The sequence below is a fragment of the Psychroserpens mesophilus genome (assembly GCF_050617655.1).
Taxonomy (GTDB): Bacteria; Bacteroidota; Bacteroidia; order Flavobacteriales; family Flavobacteriaceae; genus Psychroserpens; species Psychroserpens mesophilus_A.
In genome coordinates this window covers 18,106-36,893 of the sequence record NZ_JBODQC010000001.1, presented here as the reverse complement: position 1 = coordinate 36,893, position 18,788 = coordinate 18,106, and the positions used below count along the sequence as shown (strand labels likewise).

The window sequence follows — 18,788 nt, the reverse complement described above, 5'->3', positions numbered from 1 at the left end:
AAAATTACTTAAACGTAAAACCTGTTGCAAATTTAAAAACAAAATTATCTCCAGAATCTGGTAGGCTGTGAAATCCATAACGATAAAAACCGCCAACTCCCAACCCTAAGTAGCCTACATTTAGATAATTCACCTTGATAAGGTTTCGAAGCTCTAATCCTGTTTCCAAAAAGAGCTCATTTTTGATGTTAAAGACAATAGTTTCATGATTAGCTGGATTGGAAACATCTCCAATTCCAAAGTTATTATGAAGCACAATTTCAGGCGTAAAATAGCCTTTGTTGTTAAGTAACATTCCGAAGTTATGATTTGTAAAGAGGTTCACGTATCTGTCTGATAAAAATTCGTAAGGTTCAGTCGTTTGAAAATGATTATGAAATACATAAGGAAATGTATCATCATAACTTCCTTCACCTGTAAATAATTGTCCGTAAGGAATTGAACTATCAATATAACCCATATCTAATCTATAAGTAGTTTTTCCTAAACCTTTGGTTCTGAAACTGTGATCTAATGTAAAACGAATCTTGTTATAACTAAAATCACTTCCGAAGACATTTGATAAACCACGAGAATAGGTAAGGTTAAAAGCTGGGTCATCACTTGCTATTCTCGTAATGGAATTAAAAATGTTATTCAATTTCTCATTCACAAAGTATCCAATACCAATATTTATCTCAGAATTCGTATAGCCAACAATAGATTTACCACTAGTATTAAAACTATAATTGTACAGCGGATTAATTTCTGCTGTGTTAAAACCAACAGTCCAGTCAATATTCCTAAAGAGTTTCATTTTGGTATTGAAACTAAACGCTTCTATTTGATCCATTTGTTCGGCAAGCACATATCTTGGGTTAAATAAAGGCTGATTATGCTTAAAATAAGAAGAACCTGTTTCTTTTAAATTGTTTTCATACTTTAATTGAATGGCGATGTCTTTTTTCCCTGGTACATCAATTAATAGTTCTCCACCATATTTCCATTCGTAATCCTGAAATCCGTAACCTGCAAATCCGCCAATTGAGATATGCTCAAAAATATCTTCATTGGTGTAAAATCCTGCACCTAATCGCAACCCTTCATATTTGTTATAGCTAACGAGTTTTAGAAGATCAATGTCAATATACTTTAACGGAAACAAGCCTTTGGAAAGTTTTTCAGAATATGTCAAAATCTTATCAAATTTTAGTTGTTCACCAATACTGTCAATGACTACATAAGTACGTTTTTCTTTTATGGTTAACGAATCTTGGCGAATGGTGTTCCAGAAATTAAAATCTTTTTTAATCGCTTCCTTTTGAATCCCGACAGGCAAAACAGGAAAGTCTTTTTTAGTCAAAGCTGGATTGAGCTCGACTTTGGAAAGATAACTTTTACCAACATATTTGATTGCTCTAGATGTTTCACCAATACTGATTTGAAAATTTAATTGCTCGGGAAACCAATGCTCCTGATTAATGAATGCATATTTCTGCTGGATAGAAACCTTTATCTTTCCTGAATTGAAGGTTGTGGCATCTACACTCTGAACTGCATAACCATTAGAATTGATATAAATTAAACCTTTTAAACCTTCGAAATTCCTGTTTGTATTAGGTTCAAATGAAATAGCAAAAATGGTATCTTTACCTCGTAAATATTCTTCTTTAAGTCTGAATTTATATTTCTTAGTACTCCCTTTCGAAATCGGATTTAAATAATCGGTTTCAAATAAAGTGATGTATTCTTCATAAAATGAAAATGGCTGAATACTATTGGCTAACAAAGCGAAGTTTGGATTTTTAAATCCAGAGCTTCTTGTGGCAATAATACTATCTTCAGTAAATCTTGGCTTAAGGTATTTGTGTTTTGCTACAGTTTCAGTGATAAAAAAATATGATTTTTCAAAAAACTTATCTAATTCATTTAAGCTATCTTCTTTGACTTCCATTCCTTCTCCATCAACCACAATTTTGTCATAAGATTGATAGGTAAATGTGTTTAAATTTTCAGGATTATTTAAAGCTCTATTTTTAACTGCGTTTCTGATAATTCGATGTGCAGGATTTTCTGTGTTGGTAATAACCACTTCATCAAGCGTACTTATTTCTTTTTTAAGAGCAATTGTATTTGAACTCAAATCAGATATATCTAGTCTTTGAGATGCATAACCAACATAACTTATCGTAAACGTCTTTACGGTATTTGGAGCATAAAACATTCCGTCAATGTCAGAGATTGTTCCGCTGTACACATCATCATTAAATATAATGTTTGCAAAAGCTATGGGTTCATTGGTTTCAAAATCGACAATTGTAAACGATAAACCATTTTGGGAAAAGCTCTTAAAGGCTAGTAATAAAATTAATACGAGGATTTTTTTCATTCAGAAAGCAAGGGTTGATTATTCTTACAAACGACTAAAGTATAAATATAGTATTCTATTTAAAAACAAGTGCTTGTAATCCTTTTTTTTAAGATAACATTTGCTATAAAACCGTTACATTTGTAGCTTATTTAATTCAGGAAGTTAATTCACAAATCCATGAGCAAACAAAGTAAAAGAAGAGAGGCTTTAGTATATCATGCAAAACCAAAACCAGGAAAGATTGAAGTTATTCCCACAAAAAAATATGCTACGCAACGTGATTTATCTTTAGCGTATTCTCCAGGTGTTGCTGAGCCCTGTTTAGAAATTGAAAAGGATAAAAACAACGTTTATAAATATACTGCTAAAGGCAACTTGGTTGCCGTTATTTCTAATGGAACAGCCGTTTTAGGTCTTGGTAATATTGGTCCGGAAGCCTCAAAACCAGTGATGGAAGGAAAGGGATTACTTTTTAAAATTTTTGCTGATATTGATGTGTTTGATATTGAAGTTGGTACAGAAAATGTTGAAGAATTTATTCAAACCGTAAAAAATATAGCACCTACGTTTGGAGGTATAAATTTAGAAGATATTAAAGCTCCTGAAGCTTTTGAAATTGAAAGACGATTAAAAGAAGAACTGGACATTCCAGTCATGCATGACGATCAACATGGAACTGCAATTATTTCCGCAGCAGCACTAATTAATGCTTTAGAAATAGCAGATAAAAATATTGATGAAGTACAAATTGTAATCAGTGGAGCTGGAGCAGCAGCCATTTCATGTTCAAGATTATATCAAGCATGTGGAGCTAAGCGGGAAAATATGGTAATGCTAGACAGTAAAGGCGTTATTAGAAACGATCGCGATAACTTAAGCTCTCAAAAAGCAGAGTTTGCTACACATCGAAAAATTGATACACTAGATGAAGCCATGAAAAATGCAGATGTATTTATTGGTTTGTCTATGGCAGATATTGTTAAGCCAACCATGTTAAAAACGATGGCAGCTAACCCAATTGTGTTTGCAATGGCTAATCCAAACCCAGAAATTGAATATGACCTTGCTGTTGCCACACGAGACGATATCATTATGGCTACTGGAAGAAGTGATCATCCTAATCAGGTAAACAATGTACTTGGTTTCCCTTTTATTTTTAGAGGTGCTTTAGATGTCAGAGCTACTAAAATAAATGAAGCTATGAAAATGGCTGCTGTTAGAGCATTAGCCGATTTAGCTAAAGAACCAGTACCAGAACAAGTCAATATAGCTTATGGTGAAACTAGGTTGACGTTCGGAAAAGATTATATTATTCCTAAACCTTTCGACCCAAGACTTATTGCTACTGTACCACCAGCTGTTGCCAAGGCAGCAATTGAAAGTGGTGTTAGTAAAGAACCTATTATGGACTGGGATAAATATGAAGAAGAACTCCTACAGCGATTAGGCTCAGATAATAAGATTGTACGTTTGCTTCACAATCGCGCAAAATTAAACCCAAAGCGAGTGGTATTTGCTGAAGCAGATCAACTCGATGTTTTAAAAGCAGCACAAATAGCTTATGATGAAGGGATTGCAATTCCAATTTTATTGGGTCGAAAAGAGTCCATTTTGGAACTTATGGAAGAACTTGAGTTTGACGCAAATCTCGAAATCATTGATCCAAAATCTGACGAAGAAGTAGAGCGTAAAAACACATATGCTAAAGTCTATTGGAAGAACAGAAATCGTAAAGGAGTGACATTGTTTTCTGCGGAAAAAATCATGCGTGAACGTAACTATTTTGCAGCTATGATGGTTAATGAAGGTGATGCTGATGCTTTAGTTACTGGCTTTTCCAGAAATTATCCTTCGGTTGTAAAACCTATGTTAGAACTTATTGGTTTGGCTCCTGGAGCTACTCGTATTGCGACAACAAATGTCATGATGACAAATCGCGGACCAATGTTTTTAAGTGATACGTCTATAAATATTAATCCTTCGGCTAATGATTTAACTCGTATAGCACAAATGACTGCCAAAGTGGTTAGAATGTTTGGAATGGAGCCTGTCATGGCAATGACATCATACTCAAATTTTGGATCTTCAAAAAATCAAACAGCAACCAAAGTTCGCGAAGCCGTTGAGTATTTACATAAACGTCATCCAAATTTACTGGTAGATGGAGAATTACAAACAGATTTTGCATTAAATAGTGAAATGCTTCAGGATATTTTTCCCTTTTCAAAGTTAGCTGGTCGAAAAGTGAACACCCTTATTTTTCCTAATTTAGAATCTGCCAATATTACCTATAAATTGCTAAAAGAGTTGAATAAAGCAGATTCAATAGGTCCAATAATGATGGGAATGCGCAAACCAGTACACATCCTTCAATTAGATGCTAGTGTTGACGAAATTGTTAATATGACAGCAATCGCAGTTATTGATGCACAGCAAAAGGGAAAAATTGAAAAAGAACGCCTAAAACATTAGCAAAACATCATCTTTGAAATGTAAATAATTTTATTACATTTGAGTTTTTTAACCGAAGCTCATAAATGATTACGCATATTCAGGGGAAATTAGTAGAGAAGAACCCAACAGATGTTGTTATAGATTGCAATGGTGTTGGTTACTTATTGAACATATCGTTACATACATATTCTCAAATTCCTGATCAAGAAAATCTGAAACTATATGCGTATTTAATTGTGCGGGAAGATGCACATACGCTTTTTGGATTTTCTTCAGTCTCTGAACGCGAAATTTTTAAACTTTTATTGTCTGTAAGTGGTATTGGAGCCAGTACAGCAAGAACCATGTTATCCTCACTAACACCACAGCAAGTTAAAGAAGGTATTGCTCATGGTGATGTGGCTTTAATTCAATCTATAAAAGGAATTGGTGCTAAAACAGCAGCAAGAGTTATTTTAGATTTAAAAGAAAAAGTGTTGAAGGTTTATGATATAAACGAAGTTTCTGTTAATAAAAACAATACTAATAAAGATGAAGCGTTATCTGCTTTAGAAGTTCTCGGATTTGCCAAAAAGCCATCCGAACGCATTTTAGATAAATTATTGTCTCAACAACCAGATTCAAGTGTAGAAACCCTTATTAAGGACGCATTAAAAAATTTATAAATTTGATTACAACAACTAACTATAACTTGCTTAAATCTTTACAACATTTTATCTTGATTCCAATTCTGGTACTGGTTAGTACTCATGCTTTTGCTCAGCAAACACCAACAACTCAAGATACTACAGCGACTACTCAAACAGGTTTTTCACTAGGTAATATGAATATGCCTAATCCACAAAGTATTGTTTCAAAATACACCTATGATCCTCTTACAGATCGCTACATCTATACAGAATCGGTAGGTAAATTTAATATCAATTATCCTATCATATTAACACCTGCAGAGTTTCAAAAATTAGTATTACTAGAACAACAACAATTATACTACAAACAAAAAATAGATGCTAAAGAAGGTAAAAAAGAAGGAGCAGAAGATGAACAAAAGAATCTGTTACCAGAATTTTATGTCAACTCAGGGTTTTTTGAAACTATTTTTGGAGGTAATACAATAGAAGTGATTCCTCAAGGTTCTGTTGAAATGGATTTAGGGATTTTGTTTACAAAACAAGATAACCCAACATTCTCTCCTAGAAACCGTAGTAATTTTACATTTGATTTTGATCAACGTATTAGCTTAAGTTTATTGGGGAAAGTTGGTACGAGATTACAAGTAACAGCTAACTATGACACAGAGTCTACTTTCGATTTTCAAAACTTAGTGAAGTTAGAGTATACACCAACTGAAGATGATATTGTTAGAAAAATTGAAGTTGGTAACGTAGCCATGCCTCTTAATAGCTCCTTAATTACTGGTGCTCAAAGTCTTTTTGGTGTAAAAACAGAATTGCAATTTGGAAAAACAAGAGTGACAGCTATATTTTCTGAACAGCGTTCACAATCGCAATCTGTTACAGCTCAAGGAGGTGGAACCTTAGAAGAATTCGAATTTTTTGCAAGAGATTATGATGAAAACAGACACTTCTTTTTATCGCAATACTTCAGAAATAACTATAACGAAGCCATGCTTCGTTACCCTTTTATAAATAATAACATCCAGATTACTCGAGTTGAAGTTTGGGTCACAAATAGAAGTAATCAAACTGAAAACGTAAGAAATGTCGCTGCTTTACAAGATTTAGGAGAATCTGAAGTTATCGGTTTAAACAGTCCGCCACCAGGATTTGTTACTGTAGGTGCTAACGCTCCATCAGATAATGGTAATAATAGATTCGATCCTACTAATATTGGAGGACCTGGTTCTTTATTGTCGCCTTTAGTAAGAGACATTACAACGGTTGAACAAGGTATTCTTGTACCAGCCAATGAAGGTTTTGATTTTGGTAAGCTAGAAAATGCCAGAAAATTGCAACAAGGTTCAGATTATCAATTGCAACAACAACTCGGTTATATATCACTTAATCAAAGACTCTTAAATGATGAAATTCTGGCTGTTGCATTCCAATATACCATTGGAGGAGAAGTGTATCAGGTAGGTGAATTTGCAAATGATGGTATCAATTCTACTGCAACAAATAATGATGATGATCAGGATGGTATTCCTAATGATGCCGATGTAGATGTTAATGGAGATGGTACTCCAGATAATGGATCTGATACTGATGGTGACGGAATTAATGACAACTCAGATGCCGATGTTAATGGAGATGGAGTTATAGATAATGGAACAGATTCTAATGGCGATGGCATAAACGATAATTCTACAGTAGTCAATGGGTCTTCTCAAAGCTTAATTGTTAAAATGCTTAAGAGTCCAATAACTAGCGTGAATCAACCTATTTGGGATTTAATGATGAAAAACATCTATGACACAGGTGCTTTTCAATTAGAAAAAGAAGATTTTAGACTTAATATCTTCTATACAGAAGCATCACCATTAAACTATATCTCACCAGTGGTTTTACCAGATGGAACAACTGTTCCTTTTCCACCTTTTGATAATAACTCACCTTTTGATAATACAGATGATGGTGAAATTATAGATACACCCTTAATACGGTTATTTCATTTAGACCGATTGAACTTTAATAACGATCCTCAGGCTGGTGGTGATGGTTTCTTTGATTATGTTGAAGGGATGACAGTATTGGCACAAAACGGAAAAATCATTTTTACTAAAGTGGAACCATTTGGTCGTTATCTCTTTGACATTCTTGATACAGATGGTAACCCAAATAACAATGCTGCCGATTATGAGCAAGACACGTATGATAACCTTAACCAAGAAAAGTATGTGTACGATATCCTATATAAGCAAACAAAGACCGCAGCTTTAGATGAAGCTGAAAAGAATAAGTTTCAAATAAAAGGACGCTATAAATCTTCAGGTAGTGATGGGATTCCGTTAGGAGCTTTTAATGTTCCAAGAGGTTCTGTTGTTGTTACTGCTGGTGGTCGTACTTTAGTTGAAGGTGTAGACTATACAGTGAATTATCAAATTGGTCGCGTTCAAATTTTAGATGAAGCTCTTAAAGCATCCAACATCCCAATTAACGTTTCTGTAGAAAATAATGCAGTTTTCGGACAGCAAACGAGACGTTTTACAGGTGTTAATGTAGAGCATCAATTTAATGATAACTTCGTTTTAGGAGCAACACTTTTAAATCTTAACGAAAGACCTATTACGCAAAAAGCTAACTATAATACAGAGCCAATTAACAACACCATTTTTGGTTTTAACGGAAATTACTCAACTGAAGTCCCATTTTTCACTCGATTGGTAAACAAACTTCCAAATGTAGATACCGATGTGCCTTCTAATTTATCTGTTAGAGGTGAATTTGCATATTTAGCACCTGGAGCTCCAAAAGGTACCGATTTTAATAACGAGGCAACGGCTTATGTTGATGACTTTGAAGGAACACAAGGCGCTATCGATTTATTATCGCCTCAATCCTGGTTTTTATCTAGTAGACCTAGGCAGTTAGGAAAAGTCTATCCTGGATTTAACGGAGAAGATGAGAATGGTATTCAGAATGGTTTTGATAGAGCTATGCTAAACTGGTACACGATTGATCCAATCTTTTATAGTAATCAAAGACCAGGTGGAATTACAGATGATGATGTTTCTAACCTTTATACAAGACGAATTTTTATTGACGAAATATTCCCAGAAGTAGACATTGCTCAAGGACAACAAACAATTATTAATTCTTTAGATTTAGCTTATTATCCAACAGAAAGAGGACCTTATAATTTTGATCCTGATGCTACAGACGGAGTCATTGAAGCCGATGATAGTTGGGCTGGGATTACAAGACAAATTACCTCTACAGATTTTGAACAAGCCAATGTAGAGTATATAGATTTCTGGGTGCAAGATCCATTCCTTGATGATCCTAATCCTTCATCAGCTCAAGGAGGTAAACTATTTATCAATCTTGGTAATATCTCTGAAGATGTATTAAAAGATGGTAAAAAACAATATGAAAACGGACTTCCAGAAGATGGTAACATTAGTGATTTAACAGCAACAAGTTATGGTACTGTTGTGCCAAGAAATCAATCGCTAATCTATACATTTTCAACAGCTGGTGAGCAAAGAGATAATCAAGATGTTGGTTATGATGGTTACGATGATATTGAAGAAGCAGGTCTTAATGTTAATGGTGTTATTAATGGCGCAGCATTCGGTCCAGATCCATCAAATGATAATTATACCTACTATTTAAATACCGATGGAGATATTCTTGAACGTTATAAGCGCTATAATGGTTTGCAAGGAAACACTCCAGATGTATTTACTGATACTAATAGAGGTTCAACAGCACAGCCAGATGTAGAAGACATCAACAGAGACAATACAATGAATACAATTGACAGCTATTTTCAATATGAAATAGATATCAATCCTAACGCATTGAATATGGCTAATAACCCTCTAATTAATGATGTTAAAACTACAACAGTCACACTTCCAAACGGACAAGTGCGTAATGATATAAAATGGTACCAATTCAGAATTCCAATTTCAGATCCTACTCAAGCTATAGGAGGAATCACAGATATTCGTTCTATTCGTTTTGTAAGATTATTTGTTAATGGCTTTCAACAACCAAGAGTATTGCGTTTTGCAACACTTGACTTAGTGAGAAGCGATTGGAGACGATATACATTAGCTTTAGATGATGAGCCAAATAATGATGGTGACAATACAGATCTGAATGTTGGAGTTGTAGGGCTTCAGGAAAATGATGGGAATTATGTCTTGCCTCCAGGTGTTGAATTAGAACAATTAAATAATAATAATAACATTATCAGACAAAATGAACAATCCTTACAAGTTGAGGTTTGTGAGTTAGAACCAAGAGACTCTAGAGGTGTCTTCAAAAATATCAACGTAGATATGCGTCAGTACAATAAACTACGTATGTTTATTCATGCCGAAGATGGAGAAACAGGTAATTTAAGTGATGGTGATCTGGTTGGTTTTATCAGAATGGGTAATGATTTTACTCAAAATTACTATCAAATTGAAGTGCCTTTACAAGTGTCTTCTGGTAGTGCTAGTCCAGAAAATATTTGGCCAGAAGTTAATGAAATAAATATCGAGCTCAGTATTCTTGAACAAATAAAATCTTTAGGAATAACTAACGGAACTTTAGCAAATGAAGATCCAACATTTTATGATATAGTAGATGGTCAACTTATCGAAGTCGATGAATTTGACACACATACGATTGGGCAACAAAGAGTTTCCATTAAAGGTAATCCAAACTTTGGAGATGTAAGGGTGTTGATGGTTGGTTTGAAAAACCCAGACAATAATGGTATGAATGTCTGTGGAGAAGCATGGTTTAATGAACTTCGTTTATCAGATTTAGATAATGAAGGTGGCTGGGCAGCAGTTGCCGCTGTAGATGCTAATTTTGCCGATTTTGCTGATATAAGTGCTACAGGAAGAAAAAGTACTATCGGATTTGGTTCTGTCGAGCAACGTCCTAACGAACGAAGCAGAGAAGACGTTCAACAATTTGATATTGTTACCAATGTGAACTTAGGGCAACTATTACCGAAAAAATGGGGAATCCAAATTCCGTTTAACTACGGTATTGGTGAGGAAATAATTACACCAGAATATGATGAATTCTATCGAGATATAAAATTAGAAACTCAATTAGAAAATACAAATAATAAAGATTCGATACTTAATGTTAACGAGAGTTATACCAAAAGACAAAGTATTAATTTTATTGGTGTAAGAAAGAATAGAACTACCGAAAAAAAACCACGTTTTTATGATGTTGAAAATCTAACCTTCAACTATACCTACAATAAAACAGAACACAGAGATTTTGAAATTGAGAGGTCTTTAGAACAAAATGTTAGAGTTGGAGTAAATTACAATTACAGTTTTGAACCTAAAAATATTGAACCGTTCAAAAAAAATGATTCTTTATTTAGAGGAAGGTACTGGAAAATATTAAAAGATTTTAATTTCAATCCAATACCAACCAGCTTTTCTGTAAACACAGATATTCTCAGACAATTCAATAAACAAAAGTTTAGAGAAGTAGACTTAACTGGAGATAACATTGGTTTAGAAGAACTATTTAGGCGAAATTATAATTTCAACCTTCAATATGTCATAAATTATAACCTAACAAAAGCACTGAGTCTTAATTTTACAGCATCAAATTCAAATATTGTACGTAATTATTTTGTTGATGATGTTATAAATGGTAGACAAGATCCTAGTTTAGATGTTTGGGATGGATTCTTTGATTTAGGAGATCCAAATATTCAAAATCAACAGCTTCAAGTTAATTATGAAATTCCTTTATATAAGATACCAACATTAAGCTTTTTAAGAGCTACATATTCATATACTGGAGACTTTCAGTGGCAAAAAGGCTCAGATTTAAATGAAAATTTACAAATTAGAGATCCAGATAATCCTAATGTTATTAATACATTTAATTTAGGTAATTCCATTCAAAATGCGAATACGCACAATATTAATTCAACATTAAACATGGAAAATCTTTACAAGTATATTGGGCTTGTAAAAAAGCCTGTTCGTGGAGCTAGATCAAATAGCCGTTTAAGAGGCGCTGTTCCAGCAGGATTGAAGCCTAAAGATGATAAAGCAGATTCTAAAAGTGATGATAATACGAGTGCAAATGATAATGCTTCAAAAAGCAAAGTTGCAGCTGGCACAAAAATTTTAAACGGAGCTATAGACTTATTAACGAGTGTAAAACGAATTCAGATCAATTATTCTGAAAATAATGGTACATTTTTACCTGGTTATTTGCCAACGCCTGGGTTTTTAGGAACATTGAAGCCGTCTCTAGGGTTTACTTTTGGTAGCCAGGCAAACATTAGAGATAAAGCAGCACGTAATGGTTGGTTAACTATATATGACCAATTCAATCAACAATATACTGAGGTTACCACACGTATTCTTGATATGTCGGCAAATGTAGAATTGATTGAAGATTTGAAAATTGATATTACTGGAAATAGAACTTACTCAGAAAACTTAACACAAAACTTTAATACAACAGATATCAATAACGATGGCTTTAGTGATACTTACAATGCACTCCTCACAAATTCATTTGGTAACTTTAGCATTTCTACAGCCTTAATTAAAACAGCATTTCAAAAAAGCGACGAAACACAATCTGAAGCTTTTGATGATTTTAGATCAAACCGATTGATTGTGGCTAATCGATTAGCAAGAAAATTTTATGGCACAGATAGTTACGCCACAGATGGAGAAGGCTATCCACTAGGTTTTGGTAAAAATAGTCAAGCGGTTTTATTACCAGCATTTTTAGCAGCATATAAAGGGCAGAAAGCAGATAAAATAGGATTGTCGGCATTTAGAGATGTCCCAATTCCTAATTGGCAATTAAAATATACAGGTTTCATGAAAATGAAATGGTTTAAAAAGAATTTTAAACGCTTCTCTATTACCCATGGTTACAGATCAAGTTACACCATAAATCAATTTAGAACGAATCTTGATTTAGAACCTGGAAGTTTACAGCCAGGAGTGGCCTACGAAGATCAGGATCAAGATAAAGTGCTAGATCAATCAGGCAACTTTAAAAACGGAACTATATTTAGTAATATCAACTTAGAAGAACAATTCAGTCCATTATTCAGATTAGATTTTGAAATGAAAAATTCAGTCAAGATTTTAGCTGAAATGAAAAAGGATAGAATTCTGTCTTTAAGTTTTGATAATAACCTTTTAACTGAAATTCAAGGTAACGAATATATCCTCGGGTTAGGGTATCGAATTAAAGATGTACGCATACGATCTAAATTAGCTGGACCTAGACAAATTATTAAGAGTGATTTAAATATGAAAGCAGATGTTTCAGTAAGAAATAATAAAACAATCATTCGATATTTAGATATTGAGAATAATCAAATTACACAAGGTCAAACTATTTGGGGACTTAAATTTGCTGCCGATTATGCATTTTCAAAAAACCTGACCGCTATATTTTATTTTGATTATACCTTCTCAGAGTATGAAATCTCAACAGCTTTTCCTCAAACAACAATACGTTCAGGATTTACACTGCGATATAATTTTGGTAATTAATGATATATATTAAACCAAAAAAATTATTTTTGTAAGCATATTAATCATAACTAAACAGATGAAAATACCATCAGATTTAAAATATACCAAAGATCACGAATGGATTAAGATTGAAGGTGATACTGCAACTATAGGAATTACTGATTTTGCACAAAGTGAATTAGGAGATATTGTGTATGTTGAGGTTGAAACAGTAGATGAAACACTTGATGCTGAAGAAGTTTTTGGAACTGTTGAAGCTGTGAAAACAGTTTCAGATCTATTTTTACCGCTTTCGGGTGAAATAACCGAATTTAATGAATCGCTAGAAGACGAACCAGAAAAGGTTAATTCAGATCCTTATGGAGAAGGATGGATGATTAAAATGAAATTCTCTGATGCATCACAAGTTGAAAATCTTCTTTCGGCAGAAGATTATAAAGCTCTAGTAGGTGCTTAAACGTTGGTCATTGTTAATTTTGTTTTTGTACGTCGCGACATTAACTTTTGCTAGTTTAGGGAATGTTAGTGGTGTACCAAAAATAGGATTTTCATTTGATGACAAAATTTATCACTTTTTAGCCTATGCCATTCTTACCTTTTTGCTGCATAATTATTTTACCATAACTACTGTAAAGCGAAAAGTTTTACTCTCTGTTGTAATTGCGGTTATTTATGGCATTATTATTGAGGTTTTACAATCGATTGTAACAGATTTCAGAACACCTGATTATCATGATGTTCTTGCAAATACAGCAGGCGCATTATTTTTAATTTTGTTATTAAGATTTAAAAACAAACTAAAGTTAAAATAAATAATAGCTTGCTTTTTTAACATATTTTTGGTTAATTTAGCAGACCTAATACATTAAAATAGATATGGAACCCAAAAAGAATACAAAATCAGATGTGAGCAGAAATGCTTCACTCTACTTTGCTGTAGGTCTTGCGTTAATGATGACATTGACTTATTTAACAATTAATTATAAGTCATATGATAAGTCTAATATTGATATTGGAATGGTGGATGTTGATGACGAATTAGAAGAAGAAGTTCCAATTACTCAACAAGAAATTATACCTCCACCTCCACCGCCACCACCTCCAGTTGTGCCTGAGGAGATTGAAATTGTTGAGGATGAAAAAGAAATTGAAGAAACTGTTATAGAATCTACAGAAACAGATCAGGAAGAAGAAATTGTAGAGGTTGAAGAAGTCGAAGTCGAAGAAGTTGATGAAGATATAGAGGTTCCATTTGCAGTTATTGAGAACGTGCCAATATTTCCAGGATGTGAAAAAGAAAAAGGCAACAATGCTAAGAAGCAATGTATGTCTGATAAGATTGCTCAATTTGTAAATAGAAAATTTAATACGGAACTAGCTGGAGATTTAGGTTTAGAAGGCAAACAACGTATTAGCGTTATTTTTAAAATTGATAAAAGTGGTAATATTACCAACATAAGAGCAAGAGCTCCTCATCCAGGTTTAGAAAAAGAAGCAAAACGTGTTATTGGGCTACTTCCAAAAATGCAACCAGGTAAACAGAGAGGTAAAGCTGTAACAGTGCCTTACTCTCTTCCAATTTTATTTCAAGTTCAAGACTAAATAGTCATAAACATATCAGTATTCAAAATCCCATCTAAAATTAATTAGATGGGATTTTTACTTTGGTATGCTTATTGTGATTTTATCATAATATTAACATTAACATTTAAATATTATGAAAAATTTAGAAAAATCGCACAATATTGCTGGTCAGAGCAATAAGAAAGTGCAAAAATCGCAAAAGCATGATGCAAATTTACAAAAAAACTCAATGCTCTATTTTCAAATAGGTCTTATTCTTTGCTTATTGGGTGCTTATGGTTTATTTGAAATGAAGTTTGAAAAAAAAGGGGTTGTTATCCCTCAAGTTCCTCACATTGAGGAAATTGCAGAGGTTCAAATTAAAAACTACGTTATTGAGCCAGATGTAATCGTCGAAAAACAAGTTGAGCAACGCTCTCAAAAGCTTGCGGACAAACCTCCTGTAATTGTGGATAATGAAGTAGAGATTGTTGAAGCAAAAATCGATTTGGTTAAGCCTGAAATTTTGAACAAACCCATTGCTGTTCACAATATTGAGGATATTGAAAAGCCAAAAGTTGTTGATGATCCGTTTAATATGATAAATGTTGAAGTTGTTCCTATTTATCCTGGATGCGAATACGCTACAACCAATAACGAGCGTATTAAATGCATGTCTCAAAAACTTGGGAAATTGGTTCAGAGAAAATTTAATACTGGATTAGCAAACGAATTAGGATTATCAGGTCTACAAAAGATAGATGTGCAGTTTAAAATTGATAAAAATGGTCTAATCACCGAAATTAAAACAAGGGCACCTATGCAGCAACTGGAAGACGAAGCTAAGCGAGTTGTAAATAAGATTCCTCAAATGACACCAGGTAAACAACGTGAAGAGCCTGTTTCTGTACTTTACAATTTACCAATTATGTTTCAGGTAAGATAATTAAAAACTATTTTAAAGAAACAAAGCTGTTATCCATTGGATAACGGCTTTTTGTATTAAACATGAATTGGTTTTGGGTTTTGCTTTCACTTTTGAAAAAAATAGTATCTTTCCGACATCAAAAACGCATCCTTTGTTTATGAAAAATTGCTGCATTATTCTTTTTACTTTATTTATTGGCTTGTCAAATGCACAAACGGTTGAAAACTACGAAAAGCCACCAATATTCCCTGGATGCGAAGGTCAGCCTATTAATGCACTCAAAGTGTGTTTTAATAATAAACTCAATCAGCATATTTTTAATACATTCAAAATTCCAGAGATTGTTAATGATGAATCTTATCAAGGAGATATAAAGATTCTTTTTGAAGTAAATCAAGAAGGTCAAATTAATGTGCTTTTTATTGATGCAGTTTATGACGAACTCAAAGACGAAACTAAACGTGTTTTTGAAGAATTGCCTAAAATAACTCCAGGAACTTATAATGGCAAACCAACCTATTTTCAATATTCTTTAAGTGTAAAGATTCCTTTAGTTAATCCAGAGATTTTAACGAATGAAGTTAAACCTTTACCAAGCGTAAAAGAAATCGCAGACCTAAATGATTTGGTGAGTAATGAATTTGACAGTGTTAACATAAGGACCACTAAATACGAAAAGTTAGAGTATCAAAGTCAGCTTAACATTCCGTTTACCCATAACTATTATGCTAGGTTCGACCAACAAATGAATGGTTTGGGGACAAATAGCCATACAGCTGCAAAACCATTCATGTATGCTGAAGTTGCTAAATACTATGATTTTAAAGCTGAAAAAGAAGCTCTAATTAAAGGAACAGATGCGTGGTGGAGCAGAAAACTATGGAACGAACACTTAGTTGCTGTTCAAGGGAAAGATTACTGGTTTACAGTTGATCCAGTTTTTGATTTACAAGTAGGAAAAGATACTGAAGCAGATTTTAATACCACATTTAATAATACAAGAGGAATTTTTATACAAGGAGGTTTAGGTAAGAAGTTTAATTTCACAGCTTCTGTTTACGAGAGTCAAGGTCGATTTGCACAATATTTCAATGAGTATGCTGAAAGCCTGAAGGCATCAGGATCAGATCCAGCCATCATTCCTGGTCGTGGTATAGCTAAAAGATTTAAAGATGATGCATATGATTATCCAGTCGCTGAAGCATACCTGTCTTATACTCCAGCAGAGTTTTTAAACATTCAATTTGGTCATGGTAAAAATTTTATTGGAGATGGTTACAGGTCATTGTTACAAAGTGATGTCGCCAGTCCTTATCCATTTTTAAAGTTGAATACTAAATTTTGGAAAATTAAATATACAAATACTTGGATGTGGTTAAGAGATGTAAGACCTGAAGCTACTGTAGATGATGCGTTTCTTACCAAATACATGGCAAATCATTACTTAAGCTGGAATGTTTCAAAACGATTAAACATAGGTTTATTTGAATCAGTAATGTGGATCGATTCAAACGATAGAGGCTTCGATATTAATTATCTTAATCCAGTCATTTTTTACAGAGCGATCGAATTTGCTACAGGTCCAGAAGCTGGTAATGCCATTTTAGGAGCTTCAGCTAAATATAAATGGAACAATAAGGTGAATCTTTACGGTCAATTTATTCTTGATGAATTTTCATTAGATGATATCACAGGAGGAAATAAAAGCTGGAAAAATAAATTTGGATACCAGTTAGGTGTGAAATACTTTGATGCGTTTAAAGTTAAAAATTTAATGCTTCAATTAGAATATAACCGAGTCAGACCTTACACGTATTCTCATAATTCCATTGTCTTGAATTATGCTCATAATAATCAGCCAATGGCACATCTTTGGGGAGCAAACTTCAGTGAAGCTATCCTCATTGGTAGGTATAATTACAAAAGGTGGTTCGCAGATGCTAAACTTATTTTTGGAAAACGAGGTTTCGATTTTAACGATGGGACTGACTTTGCTAACTATGGGTCTAACATCTACAGAACAGAAGATGATCGTATTGCCAACTCAGGAATAACTGTTGGTCAAGGCAACACTACACATGTATTTCAAGCTGATGTAATAGCTGGATATATTATAAATCCGGTTACTAATTTAAGAATGTTTGCGAACGCTACATTTAGAGACTATAACCCTCAAGCAGATACTGCAGCAGCTTTAAAAACCAACACCTCTTGGTTTAATATTGGAATTAGAACAGATTTGTTTAACTGGTATAATGATTTCTAAACGGAATTTTTTTTATAAGCTCTCATAAAAGATTTTCTTGTTTTTTGAAATTTATCAAATCTAATCTTACAAGCCATTAATAAAAAGCGAATTACTTTTGATTAGCATTGCTCAAAAACTTTTTTCAGAGTATCTTTGCAAACGCAATAAAAACTCTTGTATTGAGCACAGCAAAAACATCAATTCCTAAAGCTTCAATAATTTCCGATTTTAAAGAAATTACAAAGATAAGATTATCTGTAAGTGTTGTTTTTTCTGCAATTGCAGGATATTTACTTGGTGCAGTAGCAGTAGATGTATACACCTTAATTTTGTTAGCTTTTGGTGGCTATTTTATGGTTGGAGCATCTAATGCTTATAACCAGATCATTGAAAGAGATTTAGACGCTTTAATGGATCGCACTAAAAACCGACCAGTTCCAGCTGGACGAATGTCGGTACGAACCGCATTCATCATTGCAACCATTTTTACAATTGCAGGAATTACGACACTTTACGTGATTAATCCAAGAACAGCAATGTATGGTGCAATATCCATCTTTTTATATACCTGTGTTTATACACCATTAAAAACTAAAACACCATTATCGGTTTTTGTTGGAGCCATTCCAGGAGCTATTCCTTTTATGTTAGGATGGGTTGCAGCCCGAAATGACTTTGGTATTGAACCAGGTACGCTTTTCGCTTTACAGTTTTTTTGGCAATTTCCTCATTTTTGGGCCATTGGCTGGTTCTTGTTTGACGACTATAAAAAAGGAGGGTTTTTTATGTTGCCAACTGGTAAACGAGATAAAGGAACAGCAGTACAAACTATAATGTATACCATTTGGACGATTATAATTTCTATCGTCCCAGTGTTCGGTGTTACAGGAGATTTAAAGTTGTCCGTTGTGGCTGCTGTAATTGTTTTTGCCTTAGGTTTAGTAATGCTTTTTTATGCATTTGAATTGTTTAAAAAAAGAACAGCAAAAGCAGCAAAACAGTTAATGTTATCAAGTGTCTCATACATCACCTTGTTACAAATAATATATGTTATTGATAAGTTTATAAGATAAAT

The 18,788-nt window shown here is 33.5% G+C and carries 10 protein-coding genes; 9 read left to right on the top strand and 1 reads right to left on the bottom strand.

Features of this window, described 5'->3' with window-relative positions; all coding sequences use genetic code 11:
* Nucleotides 1–4: 4 nt before the first annotated feature.
* The gene (locus tag ACRHNM_RS00145) at nt 5–2,368 is read right to left on the bottom strand and encodes a DUF5686 family protein (protein WP_431132438.1); all 2,364 of its coding nucleotides are present in this window, start codon (nt 2,366–2,368) and stop codon (nt 5–7) included.
* Between the two features lie 159 nt (nt 2,369–2,527).
* Between ACRHNM_RS00145 and ACRHNM_RS00140 the strand changes: the two genes are divergently transcribed.
* From ACRHNM_RS00140 to cyoE, 9 genes are all read left to right on the top strand, one after another.
* Nucleotides 2,528–4,822, top strand: coding sequence for an NADP-dependent malic enzyme (locus ACRHNM_RS00140; RefSeq protein WP_431132435.1), 2,295 nt, complete (start codon nt 2,528–2,530; stop codon nt 4,820–4,822).
* Nucleotides 4,823–4,887: 65 nt separating this feature from the next.
* Nucleotides 4,888–5,469 (top strand): Holliday junction branch migration protein RuvA, encoded by a 582-nt coding sequence (ruvA, locus tag ACRHNM_RS00135; protein WP_431132431.1) that lies wholly within the window; start codon nt 4,888–4,890, stop codon nt 5,467–5,469.
* A gap of 5 nt (nt 5,470–5,474) precedes the next feature.
* On the top strand, nt 5,475–12,992 hold the full coding sequence (gene sprA / locus ACRHNM_RS00130; RefSeq protein WP_431133986.1) for a cell surface protein SprA: 7,518 nt from the start codon (nt 5,475–5,477) through the stop codon (nt 12,990–12,992).
* A 58-nt stretch (nt 12,993–13,050) separates the two neighbouring features.
* The gene (gene gcvH, locus ACRHNM_RS00125) at nt 13,051–13,431 is read left to right on the top strand and encodes a glycine cleavage system protein GcvH (protein WP_431132428.1); all 381 of its coding nucleotides are present in this window, start codon (nt 13,051–13,053) and stop codon (nt 13,429–13,431) included.
* Between the two features lie 25 nt (nt 13,432–13,456).
* On the top strand, nt 13,457–13,786 hold the full coding sequence (locus ACRHNM_RS00120; RefSeq protein WP_431132425.1) for a VanZ family protein: 330 nt from the start codon (nt 13,457–13,459) through the stop codon (nt 13,784–13,786).
* A gap of 64 nt (nt 13,787–13,850) precedes the next feature.
* The gene (locus ACRHNM_RS00115; RefSeq protein ID WP_431132422.1) at nt 13,851–14,576 is read left to right on the top strand and encodes an energy transducer TonB; all 726 of its coding nucleotides are present in this window, start codon (nt 13,851–13,853) and stop codon (nt 14,574–14,576) included.
* 115 nt (nt 14,577–14,691) lie between these two features.
* The gene (locus ACRHNM_RS00110) at nt 14,692–15,483 is read left to right on the top strand and encodes an energy transducer TonB (protein ID WP_431132419.1); all 792 of its coding nucleotides are present in this window, start codon (nt 14,692–14,694) and stop codon (nt 15,481–15,483) included.
* A gap of 139 nt (nt 15,484–15,622) precedes the next feature.
* A complete protein-coding gene (locus ACRHNM_RS00105; protein ID WP_431132416.1) occupies nt 15,623–17,731 on the top strand; it encodes a gliding motility protein RemB in 2,109 nt (702 codons plus the stop codon).
* A 161-nt stretch (nt 17,732–17,892) separates the two neighbouring features.
* Complete coding sequence (gene cyoE, locus ACRHNM_RS00100) at nt 17,893–18,786, top strand: heme o synthase (RefSeq protein WP_431132413.1); 894 nt, start codon at nt 17,893–17,895, stop codon at nt 18,784–18,786.
* Nucleotides 18,787–18,788 lie beyond the last annotated feature (2 nt).